At 48.7% G+C, this 26628-nt stretch carries 22 protein-coding genes, 2 tRNA genes, 1 pseudogene and 1 riboswitch; of the genes and pseudogenes, 16 read left to right on the forward strand and 9 right to left on the reverse strand.

All coding sequences use genetic code 11. The features are described from left to right. Positions 1 to 127: 127 nt before the first annotated feature. Both IQ217_RS15435 and IQ217_RS15440 read right to left on the reverse strand, forming a co-directional pair. Positions 128 to 571: pseudogene (locus IQ217_RS15435) on the reverse strand (transposase); the annotation flags it as partial. Between the two features lie 229 nt (positions 572 to 800). After that, positions 801 to 1586 (reverse strand): Crp/Fnr family transcriptional regulator, encoded by a 786-nt coding sequence (locus tag IQ217_RS15440; protein WP_194020630.1) that lies wholly within the window; start codon positions 1584 to 1586, stop codon positions 801 to 803. Between the two features lie 228 nt (positions 1587 to 1814). On the opposite strand from IQ217_RS15440, the gene IQ217_RS15445 reads away from it, so the two are divergent. From IQ217_RS15445 to apcB, 6 genes are all read left to right on the forward strand, one after another. After that, positions 1815 to 2873 carry a sulfate ABC transporter substrate-binding protein gene (locus IQ217_RS15445; protein WP_194020631.1) on the forward strand — a complete coding sequence of 353 codons (1059 nt, stop codon included), beginning with the start codon at positions 1815 to 1817 and terminating at the stop codon, positions 2871 to 2873. Between the two features lie 47 nt (positions 2874 to 2920). Continuing rightward, complete coding sequence (locus tag IQ217_RS15450; protein ID WP_194020632.1) at positions 2921 to 3214, forward strand: NIL domain-containing protein; 294 nt, start codon at positions 2921 to 2923, stop codon at positions 3212 to 3214. Between the two features lies 1 nt (position 3215). Next, the gene (cysT, locus tag IQ217_RS15455) at positions 3216 to 4076 is read left to right on the forward strand and encodes a sulfate ABC transporter permease subunit CysT (protein WP_194020633.1); all 861 of its coding nucleotides are present in this window, start codon (positions 3216 to 3218) and stop codon (positions 4074 to 4076) included. After that, positions 4063 to 4893 (forward strand): sulfate ABC transporter permease subunit CysW, encoded by an 831-nt coding sequence (gene cysW / locus IQ217_RS15460; RefSeq protein ID WP_194020634.1) that lies wholly within the window; start codon positions 4063 to 4065, stop codon positions 4891 to 4893. Before cysT ends, cysW begins: the two co-directional genes overlap by 14 nt. 65 nt (positions 4894 to 4958) lie before the next feature. Then, complete coding sequence (locus IQ217_RS15465; protein WP_194020635.1) at positions 4959 to 6026, forward strand: sulfate/molybdate ABC transporter ATP-binding protein; 1068 nt, start codon at positions 4959 to 4961, stop codon at positions 6024 to 6026. A gap of 166 nt (positions 6027 to 6192) precedes the next feature. Continuing rightward, a complete protein-coding gene (gene apcB, locus IQ217_RS15470; RefSeq protein ID WP_194020636.1) occupies positions 6193 to 6702 on the forward strand; it encodes an allophycocyanin subunit beta in 510 nt (169 codons plus the stop codon). Between the two features lie 238 nt (positions 6703 to 6940). Here the strand turns inward: apcB and IQ217_RS15475 are convergent, their stop codons facing one another. Further along, positions 6941 to 10066, reverse strand: coding sequence for a DEAD/DEAH box helicase (locus IQ217_RS15475; RefSeq protein WP_194020637.1), 3126 nt, complete (start codon positions 10064 to 10066; stop codon positions 6941 to 6943). Between the two features lie 103 nt (positions 10067 to 10169). Here IQ217_RS15475 and IQ217_RS15480 point away from each other — a divergent pair, with 103 nt between their 5' ends. After that, the gene (locus IQ217_RS15480) at positions 10170 to 10766 is read left to right on the forward strand and encodes a rhomboid family intramembrane serine protease (RefSeq protein ID WP_194020638.1); all 597 of its coding nucleotides are present in this window, start codon (positions 10170 to 10172) and stop codon (positions 10764 to 10766) included. 59 nt (positions 10767 to 10825) lie between these two features. On the opposite strand, the gene IQ217_RS15485 is transcribed toward IQ217_RS15480, so the two are convergent. Next, a complete protein-coding gene (locus tag IQ217_RS15485; RefSeq protein WP_228023874.1) occupies positions 10826 to 12739 on the reverse strand; it encodes a PP2C family protein-serine/threonine phosphatase in 1914 nt (637 codons plus the stop codon). Positions 12740 to 12964: 225 nt separating this feature from the next. On the opposite strand from IQ217_RS15485, the gene IQ217_RS15490 reads away from it, so the two are divergent. After that, positions 12965 to 14650 (forward strand): DUF697 domain-containing protein, encoded by a 1686-nt coding sequence (locus tag IQ217_RS15490; RefSeq protein ID WP_194020639.1) that lies wholly within the window; start codon positions 12965 to 12967, stop codon positions 14648 to 14650. A 128-nt stretch (positions 14651 to 14778) separates the two neighbouring features. Here IQ217_RS15490 and psbO read toward each other — a convergent pair whose 3' ends face one another. After that, the gene (psbO, locus tag IQ217_RS15495) at positions 14779 to 15603 is read right to left on the reverse strand and encodes a photosystem II manganese-stabilizing polypeptide (RefSeq protein WP_190598699.1); all 825 of its coding nucleotides are present in this window, start codon (positions 15601 to 15603) and stop codon (positions 14779 to 14781) included. A gap of 276 nt (positions 15604 to 15879) precedes the next feature. Between psbO and IQ217_RS15500 the strand changes: the two genes are divergently transcribed. Then, positions 15880 to 16206 carry a hypothetical protein gene (locus tag IQ217_RS15500; RefSeq protein WP_199309739.1) on the forward strand — a complete coding sequence of 109 codons (327 nt, stop codon included), beginning with the start codon at positions 15880 to 15882 and terminating at the stop codon, positions 16204 to 16206. Positions 16207 to 16268: 62 nt separating this feature from the next. Here the strand turns inward: IQ217_RS15500 and IQ217_RS15505 are convergent. Then, a tRNA-Gln gene (locus IQ217_RS15505) sits at positions 16269 to 16340 on the reverse strand. 220 nt (positions 16341 to 16560) lie between these two features. Next, positions 16561 to 17007 carry a hypothetical protein gene (locus IQ217_RS15510; RefSeq protein WP_228023876.1) on the reverse strand — a complete coding sequence of 149 codons (447 nt, stop codon included), beginning with the start codon at positions 17005 to 17007 and terminating at the stop codon, positions 16561 to 16563. A gap of 107 nt (positions 17008 to 17114) precedes the next feature. On the opposite strand from IQ217_RS15510, the gene aroA reads away from it, so the two are divergent. Then, positions 17115 to 18458, forward strand: a complete 1344-nt coding sequence (gene aroA / locus IQ217_RS15515) for a 3-phosphoshikimate 1-carboxyvinyltransferase (protein WP_194020640.1) — start codon at positions 17115 to 17117, stop codon at positions 18456 to 18458. A 15-nt stretch (positions 18459 to 18473) separates the two neighbouring features. On the opposite strand, the gene IQ217_RS15520 is transcribed toward aroA, so the two are convergent. Both IQ217_RS15520 and IQ217_RS15525 read right to left on the reverse strand, forming a co-directional pair. Then, positions 18474 to 20078 (reverse strand): B12-binding domain-containing radical SAM protein, encoded by a 1605-nt coding sequence (locus tag IQ217_RS15520; RefSeq protein WP_194020641.1) that lies wholly within the window; start codon positions 20076 to 20078, stop codon positions 18474 to 18476. Between the two features lie 80 nt (positions 20079 to 20158). Beyond that, entirely contained in the window at positions 20159 to 20626 is a 468-nt protein-coding gene (locus tag IQ217_RS15525; protein WP_194020642.1) for a hypothetical protein, read from the reverse strand. 219 nt (positions 20627 to 20845) lie between these two features. Here IQ217_RS15525 and IQ217_RS15530 point away from each other — a divergent pair. The 6 genes from IQ217_RS15530 to IQ217_RS15555 all read left to right on the forward strand — a co-directional run. Continuing rightward, positions 20846 to 20917: transfer RNA gene (locus IQ217_RS15530), tRNA-Asn, on the forward strand. A 160-nt stretch (positions 20918 to 21077) separates the two neighbouring features. Beyond that, positions 21078 to 21245 carry a DUF4236 domain-containing protein gene (locus IQ217_RS19540; protein WP_194020643.1) on the forward strand — a complete coding sequence of 56 codons (168 nt, stop codon included), beginning with the start codon at positions 21078 to 21080 and terminating at the stop codon, positions 21243 to 21245. Positions 21246 to 21490: 245 nt separating this feature from the next. Continuing rightward, positions 21491 to 21586: riboswitch (TPP riboswitch) on the forward strand. A 7-nt stretch (positions 21587 to 21593) separates the two neighbouring features. Further along, positions 21594 to 22973 carry a phosphomethylpyrimidine synthase gene (gene thiC / locus IQ217_RS15540; RefSeq protein WP_190598694.1) on the forward strand — a complete coding sequence of 460 codons (1380 nt, stop codon included), beginning with the start codon at positions 21594 to 21596 and terminating at the stop codon, positions 22971 to 22973. A gap of 190 nt (positions 22974 to 23163) precedes the next feature. Beyond that, positions 23164 to 24120, forward strand: a complete 957-nt coding sequence (locus IQ217_RS15545) for a YihY/virulence factor BrkB family protein (protein WP_194020644.1) — start codon at positions 23164 to 23166, stop codon at positions 24118 to 24120. 172 nt (positions 24121 to 24292) lie between these two features. After that, positions 24293 to 25039 (forward strand): TrmJ/YjtD family RNA methyltransferase, encoded by a 747-nt coding sequence (locus IQ217_RS15550; protein WP_194020645.1) that lies wholly within the window; start codon positions 24293 to 24295, stop codon positions 25037 to 25039. Positions 25040 to 25209: 170 nt separating this feature from the next. Continuing rightward, positions 25210 to 26628, forward strand: a 1419-nt coding sequence (locus tag IQ217_RS15555) for a serine hydrolase (protein ID WP_194020646.1), incomplete at its 3' end; no start/stop codon positions are given.

The following is a 26628-nucleotide window of genomic DNA, read 5'->3' on the forward strand; positions in this document are numbered from 1 at the left end:
AGAGGGGGGAGTGATTATGCATCGCGTTCCAGGTTTTGAGTGGTATCTAATCCTAGAACGTGACCTCCCCTCTTTTCTACAATCCCCACCTAGACTGCTTTTCACTTCTTTTGTCAGTCAATCAGCTTTTTATCTTAAATCCACTTTCTTTCAATTCTTTTATCATTTCTACTGCTATTTCTGGTTTGCTTTTATATTCATCCCCTTCTTTTAATCTTTCTTTCGGCTTATATATTCTTGATTTCAACGGAAAGGTTACCCCGTCACAGTATCCATAGATATTTACTGACACTATTCCATTTTCTATTTTTCCTAGATTTCCTATATATTGTCTTTTTACATAATCTGTCTTTTCTCCCTTTTTCCTATCCCCTGTTTCATCTACTATCGCTACTATTTCTCTCCCTTCTAGTATCTCTAACAGAATATTTAATCTTCTTTTTTCTAAGTCTTTTAACTCCCATGGCGAATCTGTTATAAAATGCAATAGTCCTTGCTCATTTTCTAATCCTAATGATGATGCTATCGCTGGCAAGCTTTTTCTTTTTATATCACTTAATATTCCCACCATCAGGTATTTAAAAGCTTCATAAGCTCTCACATCTGGAAATATATCTTTATACAGTTCACTATACGTGTCTACACATTGTACTGTCTTTTTCGCTTCTCTTACCTTCGTCATACTCCCTCCAAGCTTTCCAGCCTTTTATCTCCATTCTAATTCACCCATTTTGATGAAAGAGGGATAGTAAACAAAAGTGCCTTAATTTTATTTAAATCTATCACAACCATTGCAACTCCTATTTCAAAGGCCACCAGTTAACCTTTTCCCGGGTGGCACTATACACTTCCTTCAGTCCTTCCGGGGCCAGAATTTGAATGAGATCCTCCTTTTCCCCCTTGGGAATGGTGATCAAATGGTGTTTTTGCATGCCCTTCAGCACCTGTTCCACTGTTCTTTGATTCAGTTGACAAGCCCTGGCAATGACGTCAATTGGTAAATCAAAAATGTAATTACCCTGGCGATCGGGTTGGTTGCCCAATTCCCGTTCTTGATAAATCAACGCCCGCAATAAACTCGCCACCGCTTGAGGGGGATAGGTGCTGCAATTGAGTAGATGATATTCAAATTTTTGTTGCAATTCAAATAAAAATCGATAGCGTTCCCGAAAAATTTCGCTATTTTCATAAATTTGCTGAACAGTAGCGAGGGGAATTTTAATGACGTGGGTAGTTTTATAAACCTCGACGGAACAGGGAAAAGATTTACTGGCTAAACCATAGCTAAAGGGCAAACTACGCCAACCAAAGCAACTGCCGGCATAGTTAATGGCAATGATGCGGTCTAGGGGAGTACTACGGGTAATTACGACACCATCATCCAACATCACATAAAGACTATCCAGGGTTTGATCGGGCAGAAATGCGGTGTAAATGGGGCGATTTGAGAATAGTTTTTCAATTTTAAGTTCTGCTGAAGCAAGATAATCTTCCACCAAGGGGAGGTCCATGCCCCGAAAAAGATAGCTTTCTTGCACTAATCGTTCCGGCAGGGCAGGGGATAAAGCAGGCGATCGTTTAGCCATAGAACTCAGAGATAACTTCCAGTGCCCCAGTTCACGGTCGGGCAAATCCCACTTCAATCATGACACAGACCGAATCCCGGCAGAACGGAGAATTCACACCGATAACAACACGCTGACGATACGAGCTAAATATTTTTATGCACACTCTGAAAATAAATTGCAAAACATTTCAAATTCAAGTATGATTTATCAAAGTTACACACAGGTCACAATTTCAAGGAGTTAACGATGGCTCGATCTGCTTTTGGTTGGGGATTTTCGGCGATCGCCGTTTTGATGATGGGCAGTATCACCGCTTGCAATAACACCGCCACCACCGAGCCCGGGTCAGGGGAAAATGCCAGTCAAGCTCCAGCGAATTTGACCTTGGTGAGCTACGCCGTCACCAGGGATGCCTTTGAAAAAATCATTCCTAAATTCACAGAAGAGTGGAAAACCAAAACCGGCCAAGATGTCACTTTTGAGCAAAGCTATGGCGGTTCCGGCAGTCAGACTAGAGCCGTGGTGGATGGGCTAGAAGCGGATATCGTTGCCCTGGCCCTCAGTTCCGACGTGCAAAAAATTGAAAGTGCCGGGCTAATTCAACCCGGTTGGGAAGAGGAAGCCCCCAATGGCTCCATTGTCACTAACTCCGTCATCGCCTTTGTAACTAGGGAGTCGGACAACATCAAAGTGGAAAAATGGTCTGATTTAGCCAACCCAGAAGTAAAAGTAATCACCGCTAATCCCAAAACTTCCGGGGGCGCCCGCTGGAATTTCCTGGGCCTTTGGGGTTCAGTGACCAAAACTGGGGGCACAGAGGAGCAAGCTTTTGATTTTGCCAGCAAGGTTTTGGCTAATGCGCCGGTTTTGCCCAAGGATGCCCGGGAATCGACGGATGTTTTTTATAAACAAGGGCAGGGTAACGTTTTGCTCAACTATGAAAATGAAGTGCTGTTAGCCAAACAAAAAGGGGAAAATCAACCCTATATTATTCCCCAGGATTTCAATGTTTCCATTAGTGGACCGGTGGCCGTTGTTGATAGCACCGTGGATAAAAAGGGCACGAGGGAAGTGGCCGATGCCTTTGTGCAGTATCTCTTTACCCCAGAAGCACAACAAATTTTTGCCGAAACCGGCTTCCGCCCCGTTAATCAAGAAGTCCTAACTAAGTTTGCTAGTCAATTTCCCCAAGTGAAAAACCCAGCCACCATTGAGGATTTTGGGGGTTGGAAAAAAGCCCAAGCCGAATTTTTTGATGAAGGTGGTGTCTTTGACCAAGTGATCACTAAAATCGGCAAGCAATAGAAATTCAATAATTCCAATTAAGAATTCTGATTAAGCTTAGGTAATCTATGAAATCACCAACTTTTTCTTCCCCAAGTGTCAATGGCTCAGATCGCCTTACAGAGATAACTCTTTACCTCACTATTCCTGAAAGCTATCGTCAAGAACCGCTTATTACTCAACTGGTAAGTCGTTATCAACTACAGGTAAATATTCTAGCGGCAACGTTGGGCACTAACGGTGGTCAGGGGCAATTTAAATTAACCTTAATTGGTCAGAGTGAAGCAATTAATGATGCCTTAGCTTACCTAGAAGAATTGCAAGTCAGCACAGTTTTAGACCAGGATCTCGACGGTTGGTAACATGACAACAAATTTGAATATGTCTTCCCTAGCCATACGTTTAGCTAAGTTTAATTTTTGGCAATACATTTCCCTCCCCTGGGTAGTTACCATCATTTATCTTTTACTAATTTTATGGTTACCCATTGCCGCTTTGCTGGCCAAATCAGCTTCCTTAGGCTTAGAAGGATTTTGGCAAATTGCCACCACTTCCATCGCCATTTCCACGTATAACGTTACCTTCCTCACGGCCTTAGCAGCGGGGATGATCAACGGTGTGATGGGAACGTTGGTTGCCTGGGTGTTAGTGCGTTACCAATTCCCTGGCAAAAAAATTGTCGATGCTATGGTGGATTTACCCTTTGCTCTGCCCACCTCCGTGGCCGGTTTAGTATTGGCTACTTTGTATAGTCAAACAGGTTGGGTTGGTCAATTTTTTGCCCCCTTTGGCATCAGAATTGCTTTTAGTCGCCTGGGGGTATTTGTGGCGATGGTTTTTATTTCCTTACCCTTTATTGTCCGCACCTTACAACCGGTTTTGGAAGAAATGGAAGAGGAAGCAGAAGAAGCGGCTTGGTCTTTGGGGGCAACGGAATTTCAAACTTTTTGGCGAGTTATTTTTCCCCCTTTAATTCCCCCTATTCTAACTGGAGTGGCTTTGGGTTTTTCCCGGGCAGTAGGGGAGTATGGTTCAGTGGTTTTAATTGCATCCAATATTCCCTTTCAGGATTTGATCGCCCCGGTGTTAGTTTTTGAACGGCTTGAACAATATGATTATCCTGCTGCGACGGTAATTGGTGCAGTGCTTTTATTTGTTTCACTGATATTATTGCTGATTATTAATTTGCTACAACAATGGGGACGCCGTTATGCCAACGATTAAATTACCCCGAACATTTAGGGTTAAACATCTACTCATTGCCCTGGCTTTATTTTACTTAGTTTTAGTTTTACTGTTGCCGGCGATCGCCGTTTTTTACGAAGCTTTTCATAAGGGAATAGAGCCATTTTTAGCAGCCATGGGAGATCGTAATTTTCAGTCAGCTTTGCAGTTAACCGTTGTGATGGCCCTAATTTCCGTCCCGTTGAATACGGTGTTTGGTCTTTGTGCCGCCTGGGTATTAGCTCGCAATCAATTCCCCGGTCGGGCCCTATTTCTAAGCATTTTAGATTTACCTTTCTCCATTTCCCCCGTGGTGGCCGGCTTGATGATTGTTCTGCTCTACGGCAAAAATGGCTGGATTGGTAGCTGGTTCGCAGCCCTCGATGTGCAAATACTGTTTGCTGTCCCTGGCATGGCGATCGCCACTATTTTTGTGACCTTACCCTTTGTGGCCAGGGAAGTGATTCCCGTACTGGAAGAATTGGGGCCGGAACAGGAAGAGGCCGCCCGCACCTTGGGGGCGAAGGATTGGCAAATTTTCTGGCGAGTGACGTTGCCCAATATCCGTTGGGGCTTACTCTATGGAGTTCTATTAACCAATGCCAGGGCCATGGGGGAATTTGGTGCGGTGGCGGTGGTTTCCGGCAGTATTTTAGGTAAAACCACTACATTACCTATTTTTGTGGAGCAGGAATACAAAAACTATCAAACAGAAGCGGCCTTCGGTGCAGCGGTGGTGCTGGCTCTCTTAGCCGTGGTCACGCTGGTATTAAAAGAAATTTTGGAGCGGCGCACTGGTCACCATAAATCTGTTTAATGCCCCAACAAAACTTTTTCAGTTTAATAATCCCATATTTTTAACAATTATTAGAGGAATTTTCAATGAGTATTACAATTAACAACGTCTCTAAAAAATTTGGTGAATTTACCGCCCTTAAGGATATTAATTTAGAGATTCCCAATGGTAAATTAGTCGCCCTGTTAGGGCCTTCCGGCTCTGGCAAATCAACCCTACTGAGGGCGATCGCCGGTTTAGAACCCCCCGACCAAGGACAAATTATTATTAATGGCCAAGATGCTACCCATGTGGACATTCGTAAACGTAATATTGGCTTTGTCTTCCAGCATTACGCCTTATTTAAACATTTAACCATCCGGCAAAACATTGCTTTTGGCTTAGAAATTCGCAAACATCCCCCAGGGAAAACGAAAGCACGAGTGCAAGAATTACTGGAACTGATTCAACTAGAAGGCCTCGGCAATCGTTATCCTTCCCAACTGTCCGGTGGACAACGGCAACGGGTCGCTTTAGCCAGAGCTTTAGCAGTACAGCCCCAGGTTTTATTACTGGATGAACCCTTTGGAGCCCTAGATGCCAAAGTGAGGAAAGAACTCCGTAGCTGGCTACGCAAATTACATGATGAAGTACACCTCACCAGTGTATTTGTTACTCACGACCAGGAAGAAGCCATGGAAGTAGCGGACGAAATTGTGGTGATGAGTAACGGCAAAATTGAGCAAGTTGGCACTGCAGAGGAAATTTATGAGCATCCCGCTAGTCCCTTTGTGATGAGTTTCATTGGCGAAGTTAACGTCTTGCCCCGCACTGCGTCCCTATTTAATTCCCACGCCTTTGGGCCCCACCACAGCGAGAATGGACACCAGGACCCGGTGTTTGTGCGACCCCATGATTTTGAGCTTTTAACTGAAGCGGACGACACCACTGTCACTGGTACCATCCAAAGGGTGATTCACCTTGGCTGGGAAGTACAAGTGGAGGTGCTCTTAACTGACAACACCAGGGTACTGGCCTATCTCAACCGAGAACAACGTCAGCAACTCAACCCCAAAGTTGGCCAGCAAGTATTCATTAAGCCCCGGGCCGCTAAGGTTTTTGCTGGAGCCTCTACCACGGCCCCAGCCCAATTTATTTTCGGCACTGGGATTTAATTTTCAATGCAAAAACTTAAGCCCCTGACGGCCTAAATATGTAGTTTTATTGCAGGGGTAAGGGCTCCCTTGACTTGCGTTCACTCGGAAATAATGATAGGTAGGAGAACTAAAATGGCTTGCCCAAGCCCCTTAACTATAAACTGCCGTTGGGAGAACCTTTTAAATGCGAGACGCGGTTACCACTTTAATAAAAAGCTATGATTTAACCGGTCGTTATCTAGACCGGAACGCCATGGATGAGCTCAAAGCTTATTTTGAGTCCGGTGCGGCTAGGATTGCCGCCGCCGCCATGATTAACGCTAATTCGGCCACCATCGTCAAACGGGCCGCTGCCCAATTGTTTGAAGAAATCCCCGAACTAATCCGCCCCAGTGGTAATGCCTACACCACCCGTCGTTTTTCCGCCTGTTTGCGGGATATGGACTATTACCTGCGCTATGCCAGTTATGCCCTCATTGCCGGGGACAACAACGTGCTAGATGAGCGGGTTCTGCAAGGACTGCGGGAAACCTACAATTCTCTCGGGGTGCCCATTGGGCCCACGGTGCGGGGCATTCAGATCATGAAGGAAATGATTGAAGCCATGGCGGAGGAAACCAATCTGAGCACCGCAGATTTCATTGCCTCTCCCTTCGACCACATGACCAGGGAACTAAGTGAAGTTTCTGTTTAGCTAGCAATTAGTAAATTATCTGGCCCTTGATTGTCCAATTTTGGGGGGAAATTAATTTTTCTTGCCCCATGGAACAACTTGTTGCCAGAACAGGCAGTGGGGATTGTGATTTCCCGACTGTCTTTTTTTGTACCTAAACCATCCTGGGAGATGGTTTGGGAAGCCGGCCAATGACGGCTAATGCCCTCTGAATCTCCTCAATAAAGGGAAATTCCCCCAAGACCAAGACCTATTTTTATCAAGCCTCTTCCGAGGATTCCCCCTGGTAGTCCACTGGGGTAGCCGATAGGGTTAATAACTGACGGAGCTTATCGGTGTCCAAACGAGTAAGCCAATTTTCCCCGGCGTCCACTGTCTGTTCCGCCAACTGTTGTTTGTCGGCCATCATGGCGTTGATTTTTTCTTCCAAAGTGCCTGTGCAGATAAATTTGTGCACCTGGACGTTGCGGGTTTGGCCAATGCGAAAAGCCCGATCCGTAGCTTGGTTTTCCACTGCTGGATTCCACCACCGGTCCACATGGAACACATGGTTGGCCCTGGTGAGGTTAAGCCCTGTGCCTCCGGCCTTGAGGGAAAGGATAAATAAATGGGGACTGTTGGGGTCCTGCTGGAACCGTTCCACCAGAGCTTGCCGCTGGGCGGCGGGGGTGCCTCCATGGAGATAGAGCACCTCTTGGTTAAAGTGTTTTTCCAGATAGGGTTTGAGCAGATGGCCCCAACTGGCAAATTGGGTGAAAATTAACGCCCGATCGCCTTCGCTGATCATTTCTTCGAGCATTTCTGCCAAACGGACTAATTTGCCGGACTGGTGCCCATGGGTAATGGCGGGGTTTTTCAACAACAAATCGGGATGGTTACAGACCTGTTTGAGCTTGGTTAATAGGGTGAGGACTAAACCGTGGCGTTGAATGCCTTCACTGTTGGCGATCGCCTGGAGGGATTCCTCCACCAATTGTTGATATAAATTGGCCTGCTGCTGGGAGAGGTCACAGAAAACGGTCATTTCCTGTTTTTCGGGCAGGTCTTGGATAATGGTTTGGTCGGTTTTTAGGCGTCGTAAAATAAACGGCCGCACCAAATTACGCAAAATTAACAGGGACTGGCGATCGCCAAATTTTTCGATGGGGTTGGCAAAGCGCCGTTGGAAAAAGCTTTGGGTGCCCAGGAAACCGGGATTTAAAAATTCCAAAATTGACCAGAGTTCCGTCAGGCGATTTTCCACCGGAGTCCCCGTTAAGGCAATGCGAAAACCCGCTGGCAATTGCCGGGCCGCCTGGGATTGTTTAGCCTGGGGATTTTTAATATTTTGGGCTTCGTCCAGCACCACCCCCTGCCAGTCCACCAATTTCAAACTGCTAAAGTCCCGTTGCAACAAAGCATAACTGGTAAGAACAATTTGCTGGTCTTTGACCTGTTTGACTAAAGGTTGTCCCTTTTTACGGCGATCGCCATGGTGTAAAACCGTATTTAGCTGGGGGGCGAACTTATTAATTTCGTGTTGCCAATTGCTCATTACCGACGTAGGGCAAACGATCAGCACCGGCTTAACTAACATGTCTTCAGCGGCTAAATGGAGCAAAAAAGCCAGTAATTGAGGGGTTTTGCCCAGACCCATATCATCTGCCAAGCAAGCTCCCAGACCCCAACGCTCCAAAAAGGCTAACCAACCCACACCCCGAGCTTGGTAAGGCCGCAGGGTGCCCTGGAAACCCGGTGGGGTAGCTATAGGTTCCACTCCCTGGGGATTGCGGAGGGTATCAATCAGTTCCTGTAACATGCCCCGGGCGGCAAATTGGGTCACTGGCAACTTAGATACGGTCTGCAAATCGCCAATGCTGAGGCGTAGGGCATCTTCCACCGTTAGGGGAAGGGCGGATTTTTGTTGCTGGAGAATGGCCTTGGCGGCCCGCACGTCCGCTGGTTGCAGGGTAATCCATTCCCCGTCTAGCACTACCAGGGGAGATTTTTGGGCCAGCAAACCTTCAAAGTCTGCATTAGTTAACCGTCGGGCATTGTCCCCAGTGCCCATCATCAATTGCAGGTCATAGTTAATTAAGCTTTGCAGGGTGAGCCGCTGGCCTTTTTGCCGTTGTACTTCCCCCACTACCTTGACCCCCAAGCGTTTAGCGGTGCCGCCCCGTTCTAACCCCGCCGGCAGGATTACCCCCAGTCCCCGGTCCCGCAACTGATGGCTGATCGCCAAGATAAATTCATAGGCTTGGATGGCATCTAGTTCACATCCTGTGGGGCAGCGTTGGGCCAAACTGTCGGCAATGGGTTCATAGATTTGGGCCGCCACTCCTAAGCCCCGCAGTAAACTTTCTGCCCCTTGCTCCACTCTGCGGCCCTGCCACACTAGGCGATCGCCGGTCATGGCCCAGAGGGCAGCGGCCGGTAGCCAGAATTTTCCATCATCCAAGGCTTGTAAACCATATTCCAATTGCCAGATGCCGCCAGCACCATCCACTGGGGGCTGTAACCGCAGGGCACCCCGCCATTGCCGTTGGGCTAGGGCTTGGTTGCTTTGTTGCCCGAGATAACCTTGGACTGGCAGATACCAATGGTCCAGGGTTGTGGCTAAACGTTGCAGAGCTTTACCCGTACCCAGGGAAGTTTGCTCCGGCTGGGTCAGGCCCTTGAGCCAACCATTTAACCAAGCTTCTTTGGCATTACTAATGGCGGGACTAGTGACCTCGATCTGGGCTTGGACTAATTGTTGGAGTAAATCCACCACTACCCCTTGAGCCGCTTCGGTTTCGGGCGTCAGGGCCAGGGCACAGGGAGGGACTCTCTGGGTAAATTGGGCCAGATAGGTTTGGTCTTGGATGCTATCGAGGATGGGAATCCATTGAGCGTAGTAACCGCCGTCTTGCCCCATTTGCCCTAGCCCCGGCACAAATTTGCCCCGCAGAACTAAATCCAAACACCAGCGGTGCAATTGGCCGTAAAAATAAAATTCTGATCCCAAGCTGGTTAGGACCTGGCCTCCCAGGGGAATAGATTGCAGCAACGTTAACGTTTGCTTGGGAGTCAAACTCACCCCAGTAATTTGCCACGATCGCCAGTGGAGGTATTTCGCATCCATGGCCACGGGGTCTTGCCCTGTAACAAAGGGCAGGGGAATTTTTTGCTGACGATGGCTTGGTAAATGAAGCGTTAAAGTTTGCTCCGTTACCTTGTCCGCTGGGGGAAAAGCCAGGGGCACATTAGACCAAGCTTGAACCAAGGCCGGTACATCCAACGCAAAGGGATGGCGATCGCCAGTGGTTTCTGGCAGGGTAGTACCCCAGGTATCCGCCCAAAGAAACAGTCTGCCGCCGTTTTCCCCGTGGGAAGGTTGCCAATTACCGTGGATAGTCGCCATAGGATCTAGTTTCTGGTCTGTCCCATTCTAGGGCGATTGGTTATTCTTGATTAGGGATGGGTCTCTGTCCCCCTAACCTCAGCCATCGCTCTTTTTGATCACCATGAGCCAAAGTCGCCAAACTCCCTTGCGGGCCACCCTGCAAAGTCAGTTCTCGATTATTGTCAGTTTTCTAGCCATTTTTTGGCTACTGGAAATCTTGGATGCGTTTGTTTTTCGGGGCAGCCTGGATCAATTTGGCATTTATCCCCGCTCCTTGGAAGGTCTGAGGGGAATTCTATTTGCCCCCTTTCTCCATGCCGACTTCGGTCATTTAATTGCCAATAGCGTTCCCTTTGTTATTTTGGCTTGGCTGGTGATGCTCCAGGAAGTGAGCGACTTTTGGATTGTGACTGGGATCACCATGGTGGTGGGGGGCTTGGGAGTCTGGTTGATTGCGCCCCCTAACACTGTCACCGTGGGGGCCAGCATTCTGATTTTTGGTTACCTGGGATTTTTATTACTGCGGGGTTGGTTCCAAAAAAACCTGGCCTCCATTGTCCTGTCCATTGTTGTCTTAGTGCTCTACGGCAGTGCTCTCTGGGGCTTACTACCCGGTCGGCCGGGGGTTTCTTGGCAAGGCCATTTATTCGGCTTCATCGGTGGGGCGATCGCCGCTTGGTTAATTGCGAGGGAAAAGCATTACTACGGCAAAAGTTAGAACGGGGAAAAAAGTTGCTCAATCAGCCATGGTAGTATCCCCCCACAAATTTGTTACAACTACTTCTGCTTAAGAATTAATAGGGTGACATCATCCTCTTGGGGTTGATCCCCCAAAAAATGCTTAAGATCGGCGATCGCCTGGTGGCGGATTTCCGCCGGGGCCTGGTGTCGATGCCGGGAAAGCACTGTTTGCAACCGTTCTATGCCGTAAAATTCCCTCTTAATATTCATCGCTTCGGTGATGCCATCGGTGTAGAGCACAGCCAAATCACCACTGTTTAAACTAATTTCCCGCTCTGTCACAAAGGCACTAATGTCCGACTCCAAACCGAGGGGAAAGCCCAATTCAAAAGTGTCAATCTGTTCCGTTTCCCCGTTACTGCGGATAATTAACACCTCCTCATGTTGCCCACTCAGACGGATTAACCCCGCTTCGTATTGCAACAAACTTAAGGTCATATTTTTAGAAGATCCCATGCGTCTGGTGTTTTCATAGATGGTGCGGTTCATGGCGCTCAACAGTTTGACCGGATCCGTGACCCCATGTTCTAACAAAGTCCGCAGGGCCGTTTGGGCCATAATCATCACCAAACTACTCTCTAAATCGTGCCCGGTAACGTCGCCAATGCTAATTCTGACTTGGCCATTAGTTTGCAACACATCGTAATAATCTCCCCCCACCTCCGTAGCCGATTCCATAAAACCGGCAATTTCTAGGCCGGCCACCGCTGCCAGTTCCTGTTCCGAAGGCATTAACATCTGTTGTAATTGGCGGGTGATGTCAATTTCCGCTTCTAGCCGTAAATTTTCGTCCTGTAATTTTTCCATGAGGCGACAGAGGGCATCGGCCACCGTGTTAAAGGCGTGGACCACCTCCGCCATTTCATCCTGGGTTTGTAATTCCACCGCTTTAGTTTGACTGCCCGCCACCATTTTTTCCGCTGCACTGCTCAAACTAGCGATGGTAGCCATGACGCTGGCATAGAATCCCCAAAATAAATAGGCGGCGATCGCCAGGGTGGCTAAAACGAAGGTGCTGAGGAGCCATTGCCGTTGCTGGAATTGTTGAATACGCTCGGACAGTAGTTGGTCTAATTCTGGGCTGAGCGTTCGCCAAAAATGTAAACTGTTCAGCAAACTCCATTGGCTCTGCTGGCTTAAAGCTGGGTCATCGAGCTTAGTTTGTCCTGAAATTACCCTAGTTAAACTTTGATCCAATGTTTCTAGGGCGTTGGCCAAACCATGGAGACCATTACTTACCCTCGGTTGTAGTTGTTGATTGTCATTGTGGGTGAAGGCCACCCCAAGGTTTTTGACCAAACTTTCCCTAAGCTGGGTCAACTGGGCTTTAATCACTAGCAATTGGGATTCTTCTGCGGGGGAAAGGCCGGAGCCGGAGTGGGAAGCAATGATGGTACCTAGTTGGGCCACATCCGTTTGCAGTTGGGGTAATTTGAGCAACAGGGCTTCCATCAGGTAATAACTATCCAAATCCGGATCAAGAATGAGATTGGATTGGTCTCCCACTTTGTTACGCAGCACGGCGATCGCCTGGAGAATTTCTTCGGGGTTAGTTTCCTTATTATTCCGCCTGGTTGATAAAGCTTCTTCTAGGGCAACATAATCCGTTGCTGTACGCAATTTTTGCCCCCAACGGTCCTGAACTTGTTCTAAATGTTCCACAGGGCACTGCCAATGGCTTGACTCCAAAGGCGTGAGGGGTTCTGTCAGCACCGTTTGTTGCAATTGTTGCAGAGGACCCAGATACGCCAAGCCCTGTTGTTCTAGCTGGGCAAACTGAATTTGACCCTGAATTTCGGACAGAAGCAGAAAAATAGCCAAACCCAAGGGCAACAAAAAGCAAACACTGATCAGGGCAAACTTTTGGGGATAGTGTAAGCGATTAATCAAGCCCACCGCTGGTTTGAGCACCCTTTGGCCCACAGTTACCGGCTCCATAACTTTTTCCATCACCGCAACAACACCCTTTTAAAACTCTTTCTAAGACTACCCAGGGGCAACTCTAGCCACAGCCTGGTCTTTCTGCTCCCAAAGCTAGCATAATCCTGGAGCCATCATTATTCGGGAAAAGCAATGGCCAAACCTTGTTTTTGTCAATTCTTAGGCACTGCGTTGCCACTGTTATGATCAAAGCTCAAGGTCAAGCATTATCTTGGAATTCTTCCCTTTTTGCCCATGCCACTGCCCCGTTTACTGACCATTGTCCTCGCTGTGAGCTTCATTTTGGGGATGGTGATTTGGCTCATCGACGCCATTCTGAGGCTCTACTCCCAGGTGGCTTGGACTTCTCCTTTTTTGGCCAATATTGTCATTTTGCTAGTGATTGGGGTGCTGGCCCTGTTAATTGCTACTTTTTTTTACTACTTCAACCTAGCCAACCAGCCCAAGGATACTGCTGCTAAAAAACGGCGACGCATTAAATTACCAGAGCAAAAAAACGAAACAGCGGCGGCCAATCTACAAGCAGTGCGGCGGCAGATGCAGCAAATTCAAGACCAGGTGGCTCAAAAAGCCTTGCTGGAAAAAACCCGCTTAATTGAAGCCCAGTTGCAACGGGGGAATTTGAACCTGGTGGTATTTGGCACAGGGGCGGCGGGCAAAACCTCTTTGGTCAATGCCTTATTGGGGCAAATTCAGGGGGAAGTGGCCCCCACCATGGGCACCACGATCGCCGGGGAGAAGTATTACCTTTACCTGGATGGGGTGAGTCGGGACTTGGAAATCACCGATACACCGGGCATTTTGGAGGCGGGGGTGCGCGGTACCGAACGGGAAACGGCGGCTCGGCAATTGGCCACGGAGGCGGATCTACTTTTGTTTGTGGTGGATAATGACCTGCGTCAGTCCGAATATGAACCCCTTAGAGCCTTGGCCAAAATTGGCAAACGATCTTTACTAATTCTCAACAAAGCGGATCTTTATCCCCCAGATGAAGTAGCAGTGCTTTTGCAAACCCTCCGGCAACGGGTCAAAGCCTTTATTCCTCCAGAGGATGTGTTGGCGATCGCCGCCCGACCCCAGGATGTGGCCATTCAACCGGGATTGCTGATCAGGCCAGAGCCGGAAATTGAGCCTTTGGTCAAACGTTTAGTCGCCGTATTGCGTAGTGATGGGGACGATTTGATGGCGGATAATATCCTGTTGCAATCCCAACGGTTGGGGGAGGAAGCTAGGCAAATTATCGAGCAACAACGGCAACGGGAAGCGATGAAAATCATTGACCGTTACCAGTGGATTGGGGCCGGGGCCATTGCGGTTACCCCTCTGCCGGTGATTGATTTGTTGGCCACTACGGCCATCAATGCCCAGATGGTGGTGGAGATCGGTCGGGTCTATGGCTGTGAAATTGACGGCGATCGGGGCAAAGAATTGGCCATTTCCCTTGGCAAAACCTTTGTGGGACTAGGCATTGTCAAAGGAGCGGTGGAGTTGATGGCCCAGGCCATGCAGTTGCAACTCACCACCTACATCATCGGTAAAGCGATCCAGGGGGTCACAGCGGCTTATCTGACTCGCATTGCTGGCAAAAGTTTTATTCAATATTTCCGCCAGGATCAGGATTGGGGCGATGGCGGTGTGGCCCAGGTGGTGGAACAACAATTTCAACTCAGCCGCAAAGATGAATTTATTCAGGCCTTTGTCAAACAGGCGATCGCCAAAGTGGTGGAACCCCTGGAAGATTTTTGGGGTAAAGAGACCGCTGAAAATACCCCAGAGCAGCTAGAACCATTGCCAGAACTAGAAAATTTAATCACCCTGGAAGAAGAATTAATCGAAGCCACTTTGCCAGAACCAGAAGTTTACCAAAGCCGTTACGCCGATTGGCATAGCCCTCCACCCCAACGCCAGGATGACTGGTAATTAACCCATGGCAGAAGAATTGTAAAAACTACAAACTCATAAAAAAGACGACCACCCCAACGGCGATCGCCAAATCATTCAGCTCGTCAAAGTAACCGACTAAAACCAGTCAGCTACCAAAGCAAAAATTAAGCATCGGTATCAACCCGACCGTAGAAAATACCCCGGACTTTCACATCGAGGGGTTCCTTCGCACCCAAATCAGTGTCGGAAGGCTGTTCACTTTCAAAAATACCGGCAATTTCCCCAGTGGAACCGTCCACTTGGGTTACCTGCAAGGAAAGGGTACCTTTACCCAGGGGAGTTTCCTTCTTATTGGTGCTGAAGTTATCCGCCGCTGAAGGCAGAGCCACTGCGTTGTCATAGCCAGTGTACAGACCCCGGGCCTTGGGATCTAGGAAACCAGCACCCCGGTAGGAAGGCACATTGAAATCGCCGACAAAATCCGTGGAACTGTTGATGGAAGTGAAACCGGGCTCTGTGGTGCCAGTAAAACTTTTCACTGTGAAAAAGAAAGGTACCTCTTCACCACCGGGTAACAACACCGTAATCGGTTGGAAATCAATCCCGTCTTTTTCTTTAAAAGTCAGCGTGCCATCGGCGGCCACGGCAATGGTGCCCCGGATCTGTTCCAGGCTGGTGGTTTGACGGGTCAGAACCTTACCTTTAACGTATTCAGGCTTTTGGCGTTTATTAACGGGTTCTTCCTTAACGAAATACTCTTGGGGCTCCATGCAGAAGTCGGAAACAAAATATTTACTATTTGGTTCCACCTCGATGGTGCCTCTGGTGAAGGAAGAAATTTCAGGGCAAACGTTAGCTAGGCCCGTATTTAGAATGTCATCGTAGGTAAGCTGGCTCTTATCAACCGCAAAGGCACTGCCGCTATATAAAAACGTTAGTAGTCCAAAGCAGACTGAAAGCAAAGCCACAATAGACGGACGAAACCTCATGGTTTAACCTCGCTTAAGTCAATCTCAAATTTTTTGTCTTTTTCAGGCCTTGTCCGGCTCCAGACTTACACGGATGCAACCCTAGGGATTATGGACAAAATAGGCATATTTTAACGAGATCCACTCTACCAAACTTTCGTTACCTTACCAGTCATCTCGCCGGAAGGGACATTTCCCCAGGGGGTCAGAGCAAGGCCTTGGCCACAAACCACTATCATTTGGGTTGGTGTTTGTTTGCGAACAGCCCATCTGCCTAACTGAGCTTTATTGGAATCAATGGAATCGATCAACCAAAAATTATGTCTAACTCCTGAGTTAGAAGCCCTCATGACCACCACCGAGGCCCTGGCGGAAGATTACCAGGACGACCATGACCGTTTGCTACAGCTCCTCAGGGTTTTGGAATCTCTCCACCGTCGCATTCGCATCGACTATTTTGAACCGGCCTTGCCCAATACCCGTCGGGGTTTATATGGCCTACTGAGAGACATAGAAGAAAGTGGCGGCTGGCCCTACATTGAACGGGGTAAGCTGAGTCATTTCATCAAGAATTTACAGGAAAGCCTGGAGCAGGAAGTGGAGTCCCTGGGGGAACTAGATTAAACTCACCCCCCTGGGGTAACGGCAACGTGGGGAAGGAGGAAAAAGTCTGAACCCTATTAGAACTGGGGTGCTAGGATTCGAACCTAGGAATGGCGGGACCAAAACCCGCTGCCTTACCACTTGGCTACACCCCATTGATTAACCTTTGTTATTCTACCAGCACCATTCCGAGTTCTGTCAAGCTCCCCTGAAAAATTTGCGGCCGGGGCTGGAACAATGATTTTGGTCTAGGGCCCCTAGGGGAAGAACAATTGCTACATGGTCAGATGGATGGGGGAAGAGAAGGCGACGGGAGTTAAGAAAAACGGGCTGCCTCCCGCAATTATGGGGAGACAATGCCCTACTACTGATCAACTAAAAAGTACCGAGGGGAAAACCAGAACCTGTTTGCTTGGGTTCCCCAGAAGAGCTTCGCTGCCAATCATTTTCTTCTTTGATTTGACTACTGCGGTCATTGACACTCAAGGGAGGGGTGTTGGTGGTGTTAATTTCCAACAAGGTTTGGGAATCAGTCCCCGTATTTTGCTCGGGGAACCAATCTTCTACTTGACGTTCCTGGAGGCCATCGAGGTCGTTAATGTTACCCGTGGCTGGTAAGTCTTCTGGGAAAGGTTCCACTGGGTTATAGGATTGGGCTTTAACCACAGCGGGAAAACTGAGTATAAAAGCGGTGGTGGCAAGTAGAATTAATTTCCACGGGAAAGAAAAATGGGATTTCATGGGTTTGGCCTCTGGTCTGGCAATGGTTGCTAGGCGATCGCCTGTCAAGATTAACAAACTGTTCGCCTTTCCACTGACCATGGTAACGATGTTTTTTGCTTCCTTGACCAACCCAGGAAAATTTGGCGGGGGGCGGAAATGCCAATACAATTTAGCTTGGTCTTCCCTGCCCCTAATTTGTCCCCTCCATGGCCCTGCTTTCCCTCAACAATTATCAATTCCACCAACGTTTAACTATTAATCCTCCTGCCCAGGGGGTAGCTTTGACTGGCCGCCTGCGGGTACCGGGGGATAAGTCCATTTCCCATCGAGCCTTAATGTTAGGGGCGATCGCCACCGGAGAAACGATCATCGAAGGACTACTGTTGGGGGAAGATCCCCGTAGTACGGCCCATTGTTTTCGGGCCATGGGAGCGCAAATCAGCGAACTAAATTCAGAAAAAATTATTGTTCAAGGTCGGGGTCTGGGACAGTTGCAGGAACCAAGCACCGTTTTGGACGCTGGTAACTCTGGCACCACCATGCGATTAATGTTGGGCTTACTGGCGGGGCAAAGGGATTGTCTATTCACCGTCACTGGGGATGATTCCCTGCGGCAAAGACCCATGTCGAGGGTAATTCAACCCTTGCAACAAATGGGGGCAAAAATTTGGGCCAGGAATAACGGCAAGTTTGCCCCTTTAGCAGTACAGGGCAGTCAATTAAAACCAATCCATTACCATTCCCCCATTGCTTCAGCCCAGGTAAAGTCCTGCCTGTTACTAGCGGGATTAACCACCGAGGGGGACACCACTATTACGGAACCGGCCTTGTCCCGGGACCACAGTGAACGAATGTTACAGGCCTTTGGGGCTAAGTTAACTATTGATTCGGCAACCCATAGCGTCACTGTTCACGGCCCGGCGCATTTGACTGGGCAGCGGGTGGTGGTGCCAGGGGACATTAGCTCCGCGGCTTTTTGGTTGGTGGCGGCGTCCATTTTGCCTGGGTCGGAATTGTTGGTGGAAAATGTGGGCATTAACCCCACCAGGACGGGGGTGTTGGAAGTATTGGCCCAGATGGGGGCGGACATTACCCCGGAAAATGAACGGTTGGTAACGGGGGAACCAGTGGCAGACCTGCGGGTTAGATCCAGCCGTCTCCGGGGCTGTACCTTTGGCGGTGAGATTATTCCTCGACTGATTGATGAAATTCCCATTTTGGCGGTGGCGGCGGCCTTTGCAGAGGGCACTACCCGCATTGAAGATGCCGCAGAATTGAGGGTGAAAGAGAGCGATCGCCTGGCGGCCATTGCTTCGGAGTTGGGCAAAATGGGGGCCAAGGTCACCGAATTTGATGATGGGCTGGAAATCCAAGGGGGAATCCCGTTACAGGGAGCCGAGGTGGATAGCTTGACGGATCATCGCATTGCCATGGCTTTGGCGATCGCCGCTTTGGGTAGTGGGGGACAAACAATCCTGAACCGGGCGGAAGCGGCCGCTATTTCCTATCCAGAGTTTTTTGCCACCCTGGGGGAAGTTGCCCAAGGATAAATAGGCTTAAAAGAATCAAAAAAACTCCTGGGCGGTTTGTAAATGTTTTATCAACGTGGTTTGGGGCAAAGGGCCCAGTAAATGTTGCCAGGGGAGTTGATCTGTGATTGACCAATCGGCATGGACCGTATCCGTTAAGCTCGGTAATTGTCCCTTTAATTCCTTAAAGGCCCGCTTAAAACTGCCCAACGTGTCTCCGTAATGGCGGGTGAGTAGAAGCAACGGGGCCAAACGGCGATCGCCACGGGAAATTAGAGCCTGCATCACTGACCAGTTATAACTTTCGGGGCGAAAATCAATGCCTAAGGGACGCAGATTTTTCTGTAAAAATTGTAGACGCTGTTTGGCTTCTGGGTTGACCCCATACCATTGGAAAGGGGTGTGAGCCTTGGGCACAAAGGTGCTACAGCCAAAGGTGAGGCGTAAACCGGGGGCGACTTTTTTCACCTGTTTTAATAAAGCTACCGTGGCTTCCACGTCCCCCATTGTTTCCTCCGGCACCCCCACCATGCCATAGAATTTCAGCCCCTGTAATCCCCCCGCCTGGGCCCGTTGAGCAGCAGTGAGAATTTCCTCATTGGTTAGTTTTTTATTGATAATTTGCCGTAACTTTTCCGAGCCACTTTCAATAGCAATGGTGAGGGATTTGGTGCCCCGCCTAGCTAAGGTTTGGGCCAATTTTTCATCCACCGTATTGGTCCGCACCGAGGCAATGCTGAGCCGTACGTGGTCAAATTCGGGTTTGCCTAGGTAATCTAACAATTGGCCAAATTCCGGATGTTGAGTGACTGAAGCTCCCAATAATCCCAGGCGATCGCTCACCTGTAACCCCCGTTCAATGGCGGGCAGCAAAGACTTTTCCGTATCCGCCGGCCGAAAGGGCAACGTCAAATAACTAGCGAGGCAAAAGCGACACATTTCGGGGCAACTGCGTACCACTTCCACCATGAAAATATTTTCCCAAGCGGCTTTTTCCGTCACCACTGTCGAAGCAGAGAGGACATTGCCCCGGTAGGTCTGCTTGCTCACCTGGGCCGGAATGGCGGTGGCGCTGGGGTGGATGTGACTAATTTTTCCCTCAGCGGATTCGTAACTCACCTCGTACAAACTGGGCACATAAATGCCGGGAATTTGGGCCAGTTTTTCTAGTTTTTCCTCCCTGGAACAGGACCGTATTGCCTGGTAGCCATCAATGAAATCTGGTATTAAATTTTCCCCATCCCCCAACAAAATGAGGTCAAAAAAGTCGGCAAAGGGTTCCGGGTTAGCTGTCAGCACCGGGCCGCCCCCAAATACTAACGGATCCCCAGGGCCCCGCTCCTTAACCAGCAAGGGAATCTGTAACTGCTCCAACAGGGTCAAAATATTGCTGTAGTCCAACTCCCAGGAAAAAGAAAAACCAAGCAACTCTGGCGATCGGGGTAAAGTTTCTTGGGCATCGGTGAAAAGGCGGCTCACCTGCACATCGGTTCGTTGGGCCAAGGTTGACCAAATCACTTGGTAGCCCAAACTGGTAATGCCCACACTATAAATATTAGGAAAGGCAAAAATTAACGGTACTGCATCAGCTTGGGGGGAGGCAGGGGTGAACAGTAGCCTTTCGGCCTGGGCTTGGTGCATAAATCAGAATACTTAGTTGAATCAATGGCGAATCAAAAATATGGCCACGGCGATCGCCAGGGGATTAGGAGTTAGGGGACTTAATGGTAAATTTCCAAATGCAACACATAATGGCCTAAGCACTCCTGGGCGGCCCAGAGTTCATATTCCACCCGCAAAAATTCCGGTAATGGGGACCCCTGTAAGGTAATGTCCCTAGTGTAATTCCGTAACTGGAAGGAATCGCTCAGGTGTCTTTCCTGCTCATTGAGCCAATAGCGGCTAATGCCATAAACTCCCTGCTCCCAAAAATGACGATAGGAAAATTGACTATTGCCCTGGCGAGTCAGCACAATGCGCCTGGGAGAGAGTTCTAACCACAGTAGCTGGGCTGTGGATGGCATTTGTTGATCCCCACCGGGACTTTGCTCCTGTTCTTGGTGCAGTAGGAGATGAAAGCGATGCAAATCCTTCTGGTACAGGGTAGCGGCGGTCTCCAGGGTGGAAAGAATGGGCAAATCAGTGGAAATGAGCGATAGGCAAACCGGACGACGGTGGTGGGTCAACATAAAACTTGACGGGTGAGGAGAGAAAAATCAGGCTGTTCAGCCATGGAATGGCAAACGTGATTCTGCTTCAGCATAGCGGTCAACATTGGTCCCCTGCCATAGGGCGGTTGGGACAAATTGGGCTCAAGCTGGGAGTGTGCCCAACAATTTGAGATTTTTTTCAAAAGGGGCTTGTGTAAACGAACTTGTAGTTGCTATGATGTTGAATCGTTGAGTCAATCCTCGGTAGCTCAGTGGTAGAGCGGTCGGCTGTTAACCGATTGGTCGTAGGTTCGAATCCTACCCGGGGAGTTCTTTAGTGCATAATCCATACAATAATATTAAAAACCGGCTCGATTATGTTGGGTGGAAATCAGCATTTGGAGCTGTTCCCTGAATGTTGTTCTTTGGTCCTGCACTGCAGTAGACTAGAATCGAGCCGTTCTGGCCTTTAGTTGGATGATAGAGCTAAATGGGATTCAGGTTCAGAAAGTCGATCAAAATAGCGCCTGGCATTAGGTTAAATCTAGACAAAAGTGGAACTAGTTTGTCCATCGAGGGTAGAGGATCGACAGCTAATATAAGCGAGAGGGGAGTTCGTGTCACTTACAGCATTCCTGGTAGAGGCATCAGTTTCTAGCAAAAGTAGAAAAGCTGGCAGTTCTCATTCAAACAATAAAAAGAGCAAGAAACGCAAAAAATATTAGAGAGTTTCAAGAAAGTAATGAAAGCCGCCAGTTGCGTAACAACTTTTCAAAATCTCATTAGCCGACATTCTCTATGCTCTCATATCATTATCCACTTGACACTCTCGTGTAATCTGCTGTTTTTGTTGGTTAAGTGAGGACCTTCCCTTCTAGTCCCTCAAAAAATGATGCTAAAATTTGCCATAGCTAGGGGTGTCTAGATGGCTAGGCTGAGAAAAACCCTTAGAACCTGAGACTGGGTAATACCAGCGGAGGGAAGCTCACCATTCGAGGAAATTTGTATGCGAACTGCTTGGGTTGCTAAGCGCCAGGGACAAACCAATGTTTCCCAGATGCATTATGCCCGCAAAGGGGTGATCACCGAGGAAATGGATTATGTGGCGAAGCGAGAGAATCTGCCCGTTGAGTTGATTAAAGACGAAGTGGCCCGGGGACGTATGATTATCCCCGCCAACATCAACCACACCAATCTGGAACCGATGGCGATCGGCATTGCTTCCAAATGTAAAGTTAACGCCAACATTGGTGCTTCCCCCAACTCTTCCAACATTGATGAGGAAGTGGAAAAATTACTGCTCTCAGTCAAGTATGGTGCTGATACGGTAATGGATCTATCCACCGGCGGCGGTGACTTAGATGTGATTCGTACAGCCATCATCAATGCTTCCCCCGTCCCTATTGGTACCGTACCCATTTACCAAGCTCTGGAGAGTGTCCACGGTAGCATTGAAAATCTGACCCCCGATGACTTTCTCCACATCATCGAAAAGCATGCCCAGCAAGGGGTGGATTATATGACCATCCATGCGGGATTACTGATCGAGTATTTACCCCTAGTGAAGTCTCGCATTACTGGCATTGTTTCCCGGGGGGGAGGCATTATAGCCAAATGGATGTTGCACCACCACAAGCAAAATCCCCTCTATACTCACTTTGACGAGATTATCGAAATCTTCAAAAAGTATGATGTTTCCTTCAGTTTGGGGGATTCTCTACGCCCCGGTTGTACCCATGATGCTTCCGATGACGCCCAATTGTCTGAACTAAAAACCTTGGGCCAATTGACCCGACGGGCTTGGGAGCATGACGTGCAGGTCATGGTCGAAGGCCCAGGCCATGTCCCCATCGACCAAATTGAGTTCAACGTTAAAAAGCAAATGGAAGAGTGCAGTGAAGCACCATTCTATGTCTTGGGTCCCTTAGTGACGGACATTGCCCCCGGTTACGACCACATTACCTCCGCCATCGGAGCGGCGATCGCCGGTTGGCATGGTACTGCTATGTTGTGTTACGTCACCCCCAAAGAACACTTAGGTTTACCCAATGCCGAAGATGTCCGCAACGGTTTGATTGCCTATAAAATTGCTGCCCACGCCGCCGACATTGCCCGCCATCGCCCAGGGGCCAGGGACCGAGATGATGAGCTTTCCAAGGCTCGCTACAACTTTGACTGGAATCGCCAGTTTGAGTTAGCCCTAGACCCGGAACGGGCCAAGGAGTACCACGACGAAACCCTACCGGCAGATATTTACAAAACCGCTGAATTTTGCTCCATGTGTGGGCCCAAATTCTGCCCCATGCAAACCAAAGTTGATGCGGAAATGCTGGAAGACCTAGAGCAGTTTCTTGCTAAGGACAAGGAAGTGGTGGCCCAGCGGTAACCATGGGTTTTTCCCCTCACAAGGATAATTAACTATCCTAGGCAGAGGTGTGCCAAATCCGGTCTAAAAATTTCCTCCAACTCGAGCGATTTCGATACAGTTTGGGTCAGTGTATCTTCCCATTGGGGAGATACTGGAAATCAGACCGATTTGGGTCCACCTTGGTAATTTTTTCATTTTTATCTGATTGATGGGGAATAATTTCGCCCAACTGAAGCGGTTAATTAACTTTTTTCGGACTGTGATTTTACCAGCCCGCATCAGTCAGTTGATATTACAAACATTTCTGAAATGGCAAAAGGATAACTGCATGGACATGGGGGCCGCCCTAGCCTACTATGCCCTGTTTTCCCTTTTCCCCATCTGCCTCGTTATGTTGAGTATTGCTGGTAGGTTGTTGGGATCAGAATCAAACTATTATTTGCAACTAATTAGCTTTGCCCAAAATATTTTGCCAGAACAACCTTTTACGGTTTTTCAGCAGGCATTGACCAATCTTAATCAAAGTAGCTTTAGTGCTGGGATCATCGGCTTTGGTATTTTAGTGCTAACTTCTAGCCGGATTTTTGATGCCCTTAATCAAAGTGTTAGTAAAATCTGGGCCGTGGTTCATCGACCCAAGGAAAATGCCGGGGTTAAACAACATGCTTTTAATTTTATTAGAAATAAGATTCTGGCTTTCTTGCTGGTGTTAAGCACGGTGATGGTGTTTTTATTGTCTATATTTGCTAACCTGGCTGCCAAAATTATTCTGACTGTTTTAGGAGAGTTTGAACAATCCATTCCTTGGATTACCTTTGATAGCTTGGCGTTAATTACTACCCTCCAGACTGGCATTTCCTATTTTGTTATTACCGCAGTTATTATCACGTTGTTTAAAGTTTTGCCTCCGACTCGCCTGCAATGGTGGGATATTTTTCCTGGAGCAATTTTGACTGCTGCTGCCATGATGGTTTTACAAAATGCGGTTGGTAGTGGCATCATTCGCATTGGAGAAAATTTGCAGGCCTACGGTGTGGTGGGCAATGTAATGGTATTGTTGCTGTGGATTTATTTGATTTTTCAAGTATTTTTTATTGGTTGTGAATTTACCTTTGTATTTACCTATATTTTTGGCAGTCGTCACCAGAAGGAAAAGCCATTTTAGGACTGGATGAATGGACTGGATGAATACAATTTTCTGCTTTTTCTCAAATATGAATCAAGCGGGCCAAGAGTTGAGGCGCAATTTTATCGATATTTGTAGAGTGTATTGAAAATTTCCACCATTGTCGCCCGCGAATTTAAAACTTCATCTAAAACTTTTGGAGGATACTAATTTGGAAAATATTGCCATTGTGGTGGTGGAGCCCCAGGGAGAAAGAAATTTAGGGGCGATCGCCAGGGCCATGAAGAATATGGGTTTAGGGGAATTAATTTTGGTCAATCCCCGTTGCGATTATCAGAGTGTTGAGGCCCAAACCATGGCAGTCCATGCCAAAGAAGTTCTAGCCCAAGCGAGGGTGGTGGATGATTTGGCCACAGCCCTAGGCGATCGCCAGCGCATCATTGCCACCAGTGCCCGGGAGCGAATTTTGCAATCTCCCATGGAAACCCCCCGCCAAGCATTGCCTTGGTTGCTGGCCCCGAATTTAAAAAGTGCCCTCGTGTTTGGCCGGGAAGACAGTGGCCTCAGTAACGAAGAACTCAACCAAGCCCACCGTTTTGTCCGTATCCCCGTCCATCCCCAATATCCTTCCTTGAACCTTTCCCAAGCGGTGATGGTCTGTACTTATGAGCTGTACCAAGCTAACCTGGCCATGGGGACAGACAATCAAGCCCCAGGCGATCGCCAGGAGGATGGGTCAATGGTGCCCTTAGCCACCAATGGTCAATTGGATAGTTACTGTCAGCACTTGGAGAAAACTTTGCTCAATATCCAAGTTTTATATCCCCACACCGCCCCTAGTAAAATGGCGAAATTACGCAGAATTTATCAGCGAGCCGCACTAAACAGCGAAGAAGTGGCCCTATTGCGGGGAATTTTGGGACAAATTGATTGGCTAGCGCAACAAATTAAACTTTAAATTAGTCATCCCGAGCAACCAAAGGGGGGATTGTGATGGCCTGGCCAATAAACTTTTGCCAAGTTCTTGTCCTGTATGGGTGCTTCGTTTTAGAGTGTTGAACTAATGGAAAGGCCGCTCCCCCCTTAATGACCGATCCTCCTCTGGGTTAATGCCCCTCCAGCCTCACCATGATTACTTCTATGCCCCGCCGTCCTAAGTCTCGCCGCGCCCAACGCCGTAATCTCCGGGTTATCTCCGGTACATCCACTCCCCCCATCGGCGCCACCGTTCCGGAGGTTGGGGAACAGGCCGATGCTTCCATAGAAACAGATCAGAAACAATCAAGCCCAAAATCAGGGGAAACCAAGGTCAACCCCCTGAAGGTGGTCAGCTCCACTGAGGTGAAATCCGTGGGCAAGGGCAAAAATGTCAGCCCCCGGCCCCGTAAACCGAGTAAACCCCTCAGTTGGTGGCAAAAGAGTTTGTTGACGTCTGTTCGTCTTGGCATTGTGGGCATTGGCATCGGGGCGATCGCCGGTACGGCCATTACTACTTTTAGCCCCACGAAATTTATCCAGGGAGACCAGGATGACGCCCCATTGGCCACGGCAAAGGATCCCCATCAAGCCCAGGCGGATCAGCCGGCTATTTATCCCCAAAAGGTGCTAGCTTCCATTGCGGGTTGGGTTACTACAGAAACCGATAAATTGCGGGGAACTCCAGCAACGGCCACACCGGAAACAGCCGAAAACCAGGAAACTACCGCGGCTAGTGCCCCCACGGCGGACTCCAACCAAGTTAAGCCCATCCAAGAGGATCAAGCGTTAACCCAGAAGTTAACTACCCTGGGTACGTCCAAAGCTCCAGCAATCAACTCCTACTCCTACTTCATCGATGTAGATAATGGCCAATTCGCCAATGCTAAAGGAGACACCCAACTACCCGCCGCCAGCACCATTAAAATTCCCGTGGCGATCGCCTTTTTTGAAGCGGTGGACCAGGGCAAAATCCAACTCCATGAAGAACTGCCCCTTACGGAAGATGTGATTGTGGGGGAAGCAGGCACCATGCAATACGACGTGGGCAAACGCTCCAGCTATCCGGCCTTGGAAGTGGTGACCAAAATGATTGTCATCAGCGATAACACCGCCACCAACATGTTGATCAAACGGCTGGGGGGTAAGGAATTCCTCAATCAACGCTTCCAGGCGTGGCAGATGTCCCAAACGAAAATTAATAATTACTTGCCGGATTTGGAAGGCACCAACACCACTAGTCCCCAGGATCTAGCCCTATTGTTGGTCAAGCTACAGGGAGGGGAATTGTTATCCCTCAAATCCCGCGATCGCCTGTTGAATATCATGCAACAGACTAAAACCCGCACCCTGTTGCCCCAGGGGTTAGAACCGAACGCCCAAATTGCCCATAAAACCGGCGACATTGGCACAGTCATCGGGGATGCGGGCATAGTGGATATGCCCAATGGCAAACGCTATGTGGGAGCAGTGTTGGCCACCCGACCCCATAACGATGTAGCGGGACGTTCACTAATTCAAGATATTTCCCGCACCGCTTACCAGCATTACAAGGGCATTACCCCTCCAGCT

The organism is Synechocystis salina LEGE 00031, from assembly GCF_015207985.1.
GTDB lineage: Bacteria > Cyanobacteriota > Cyanobacteriia > Cyanobacteriales > Microcystaceae > Synechocystis > Synechocystis salina.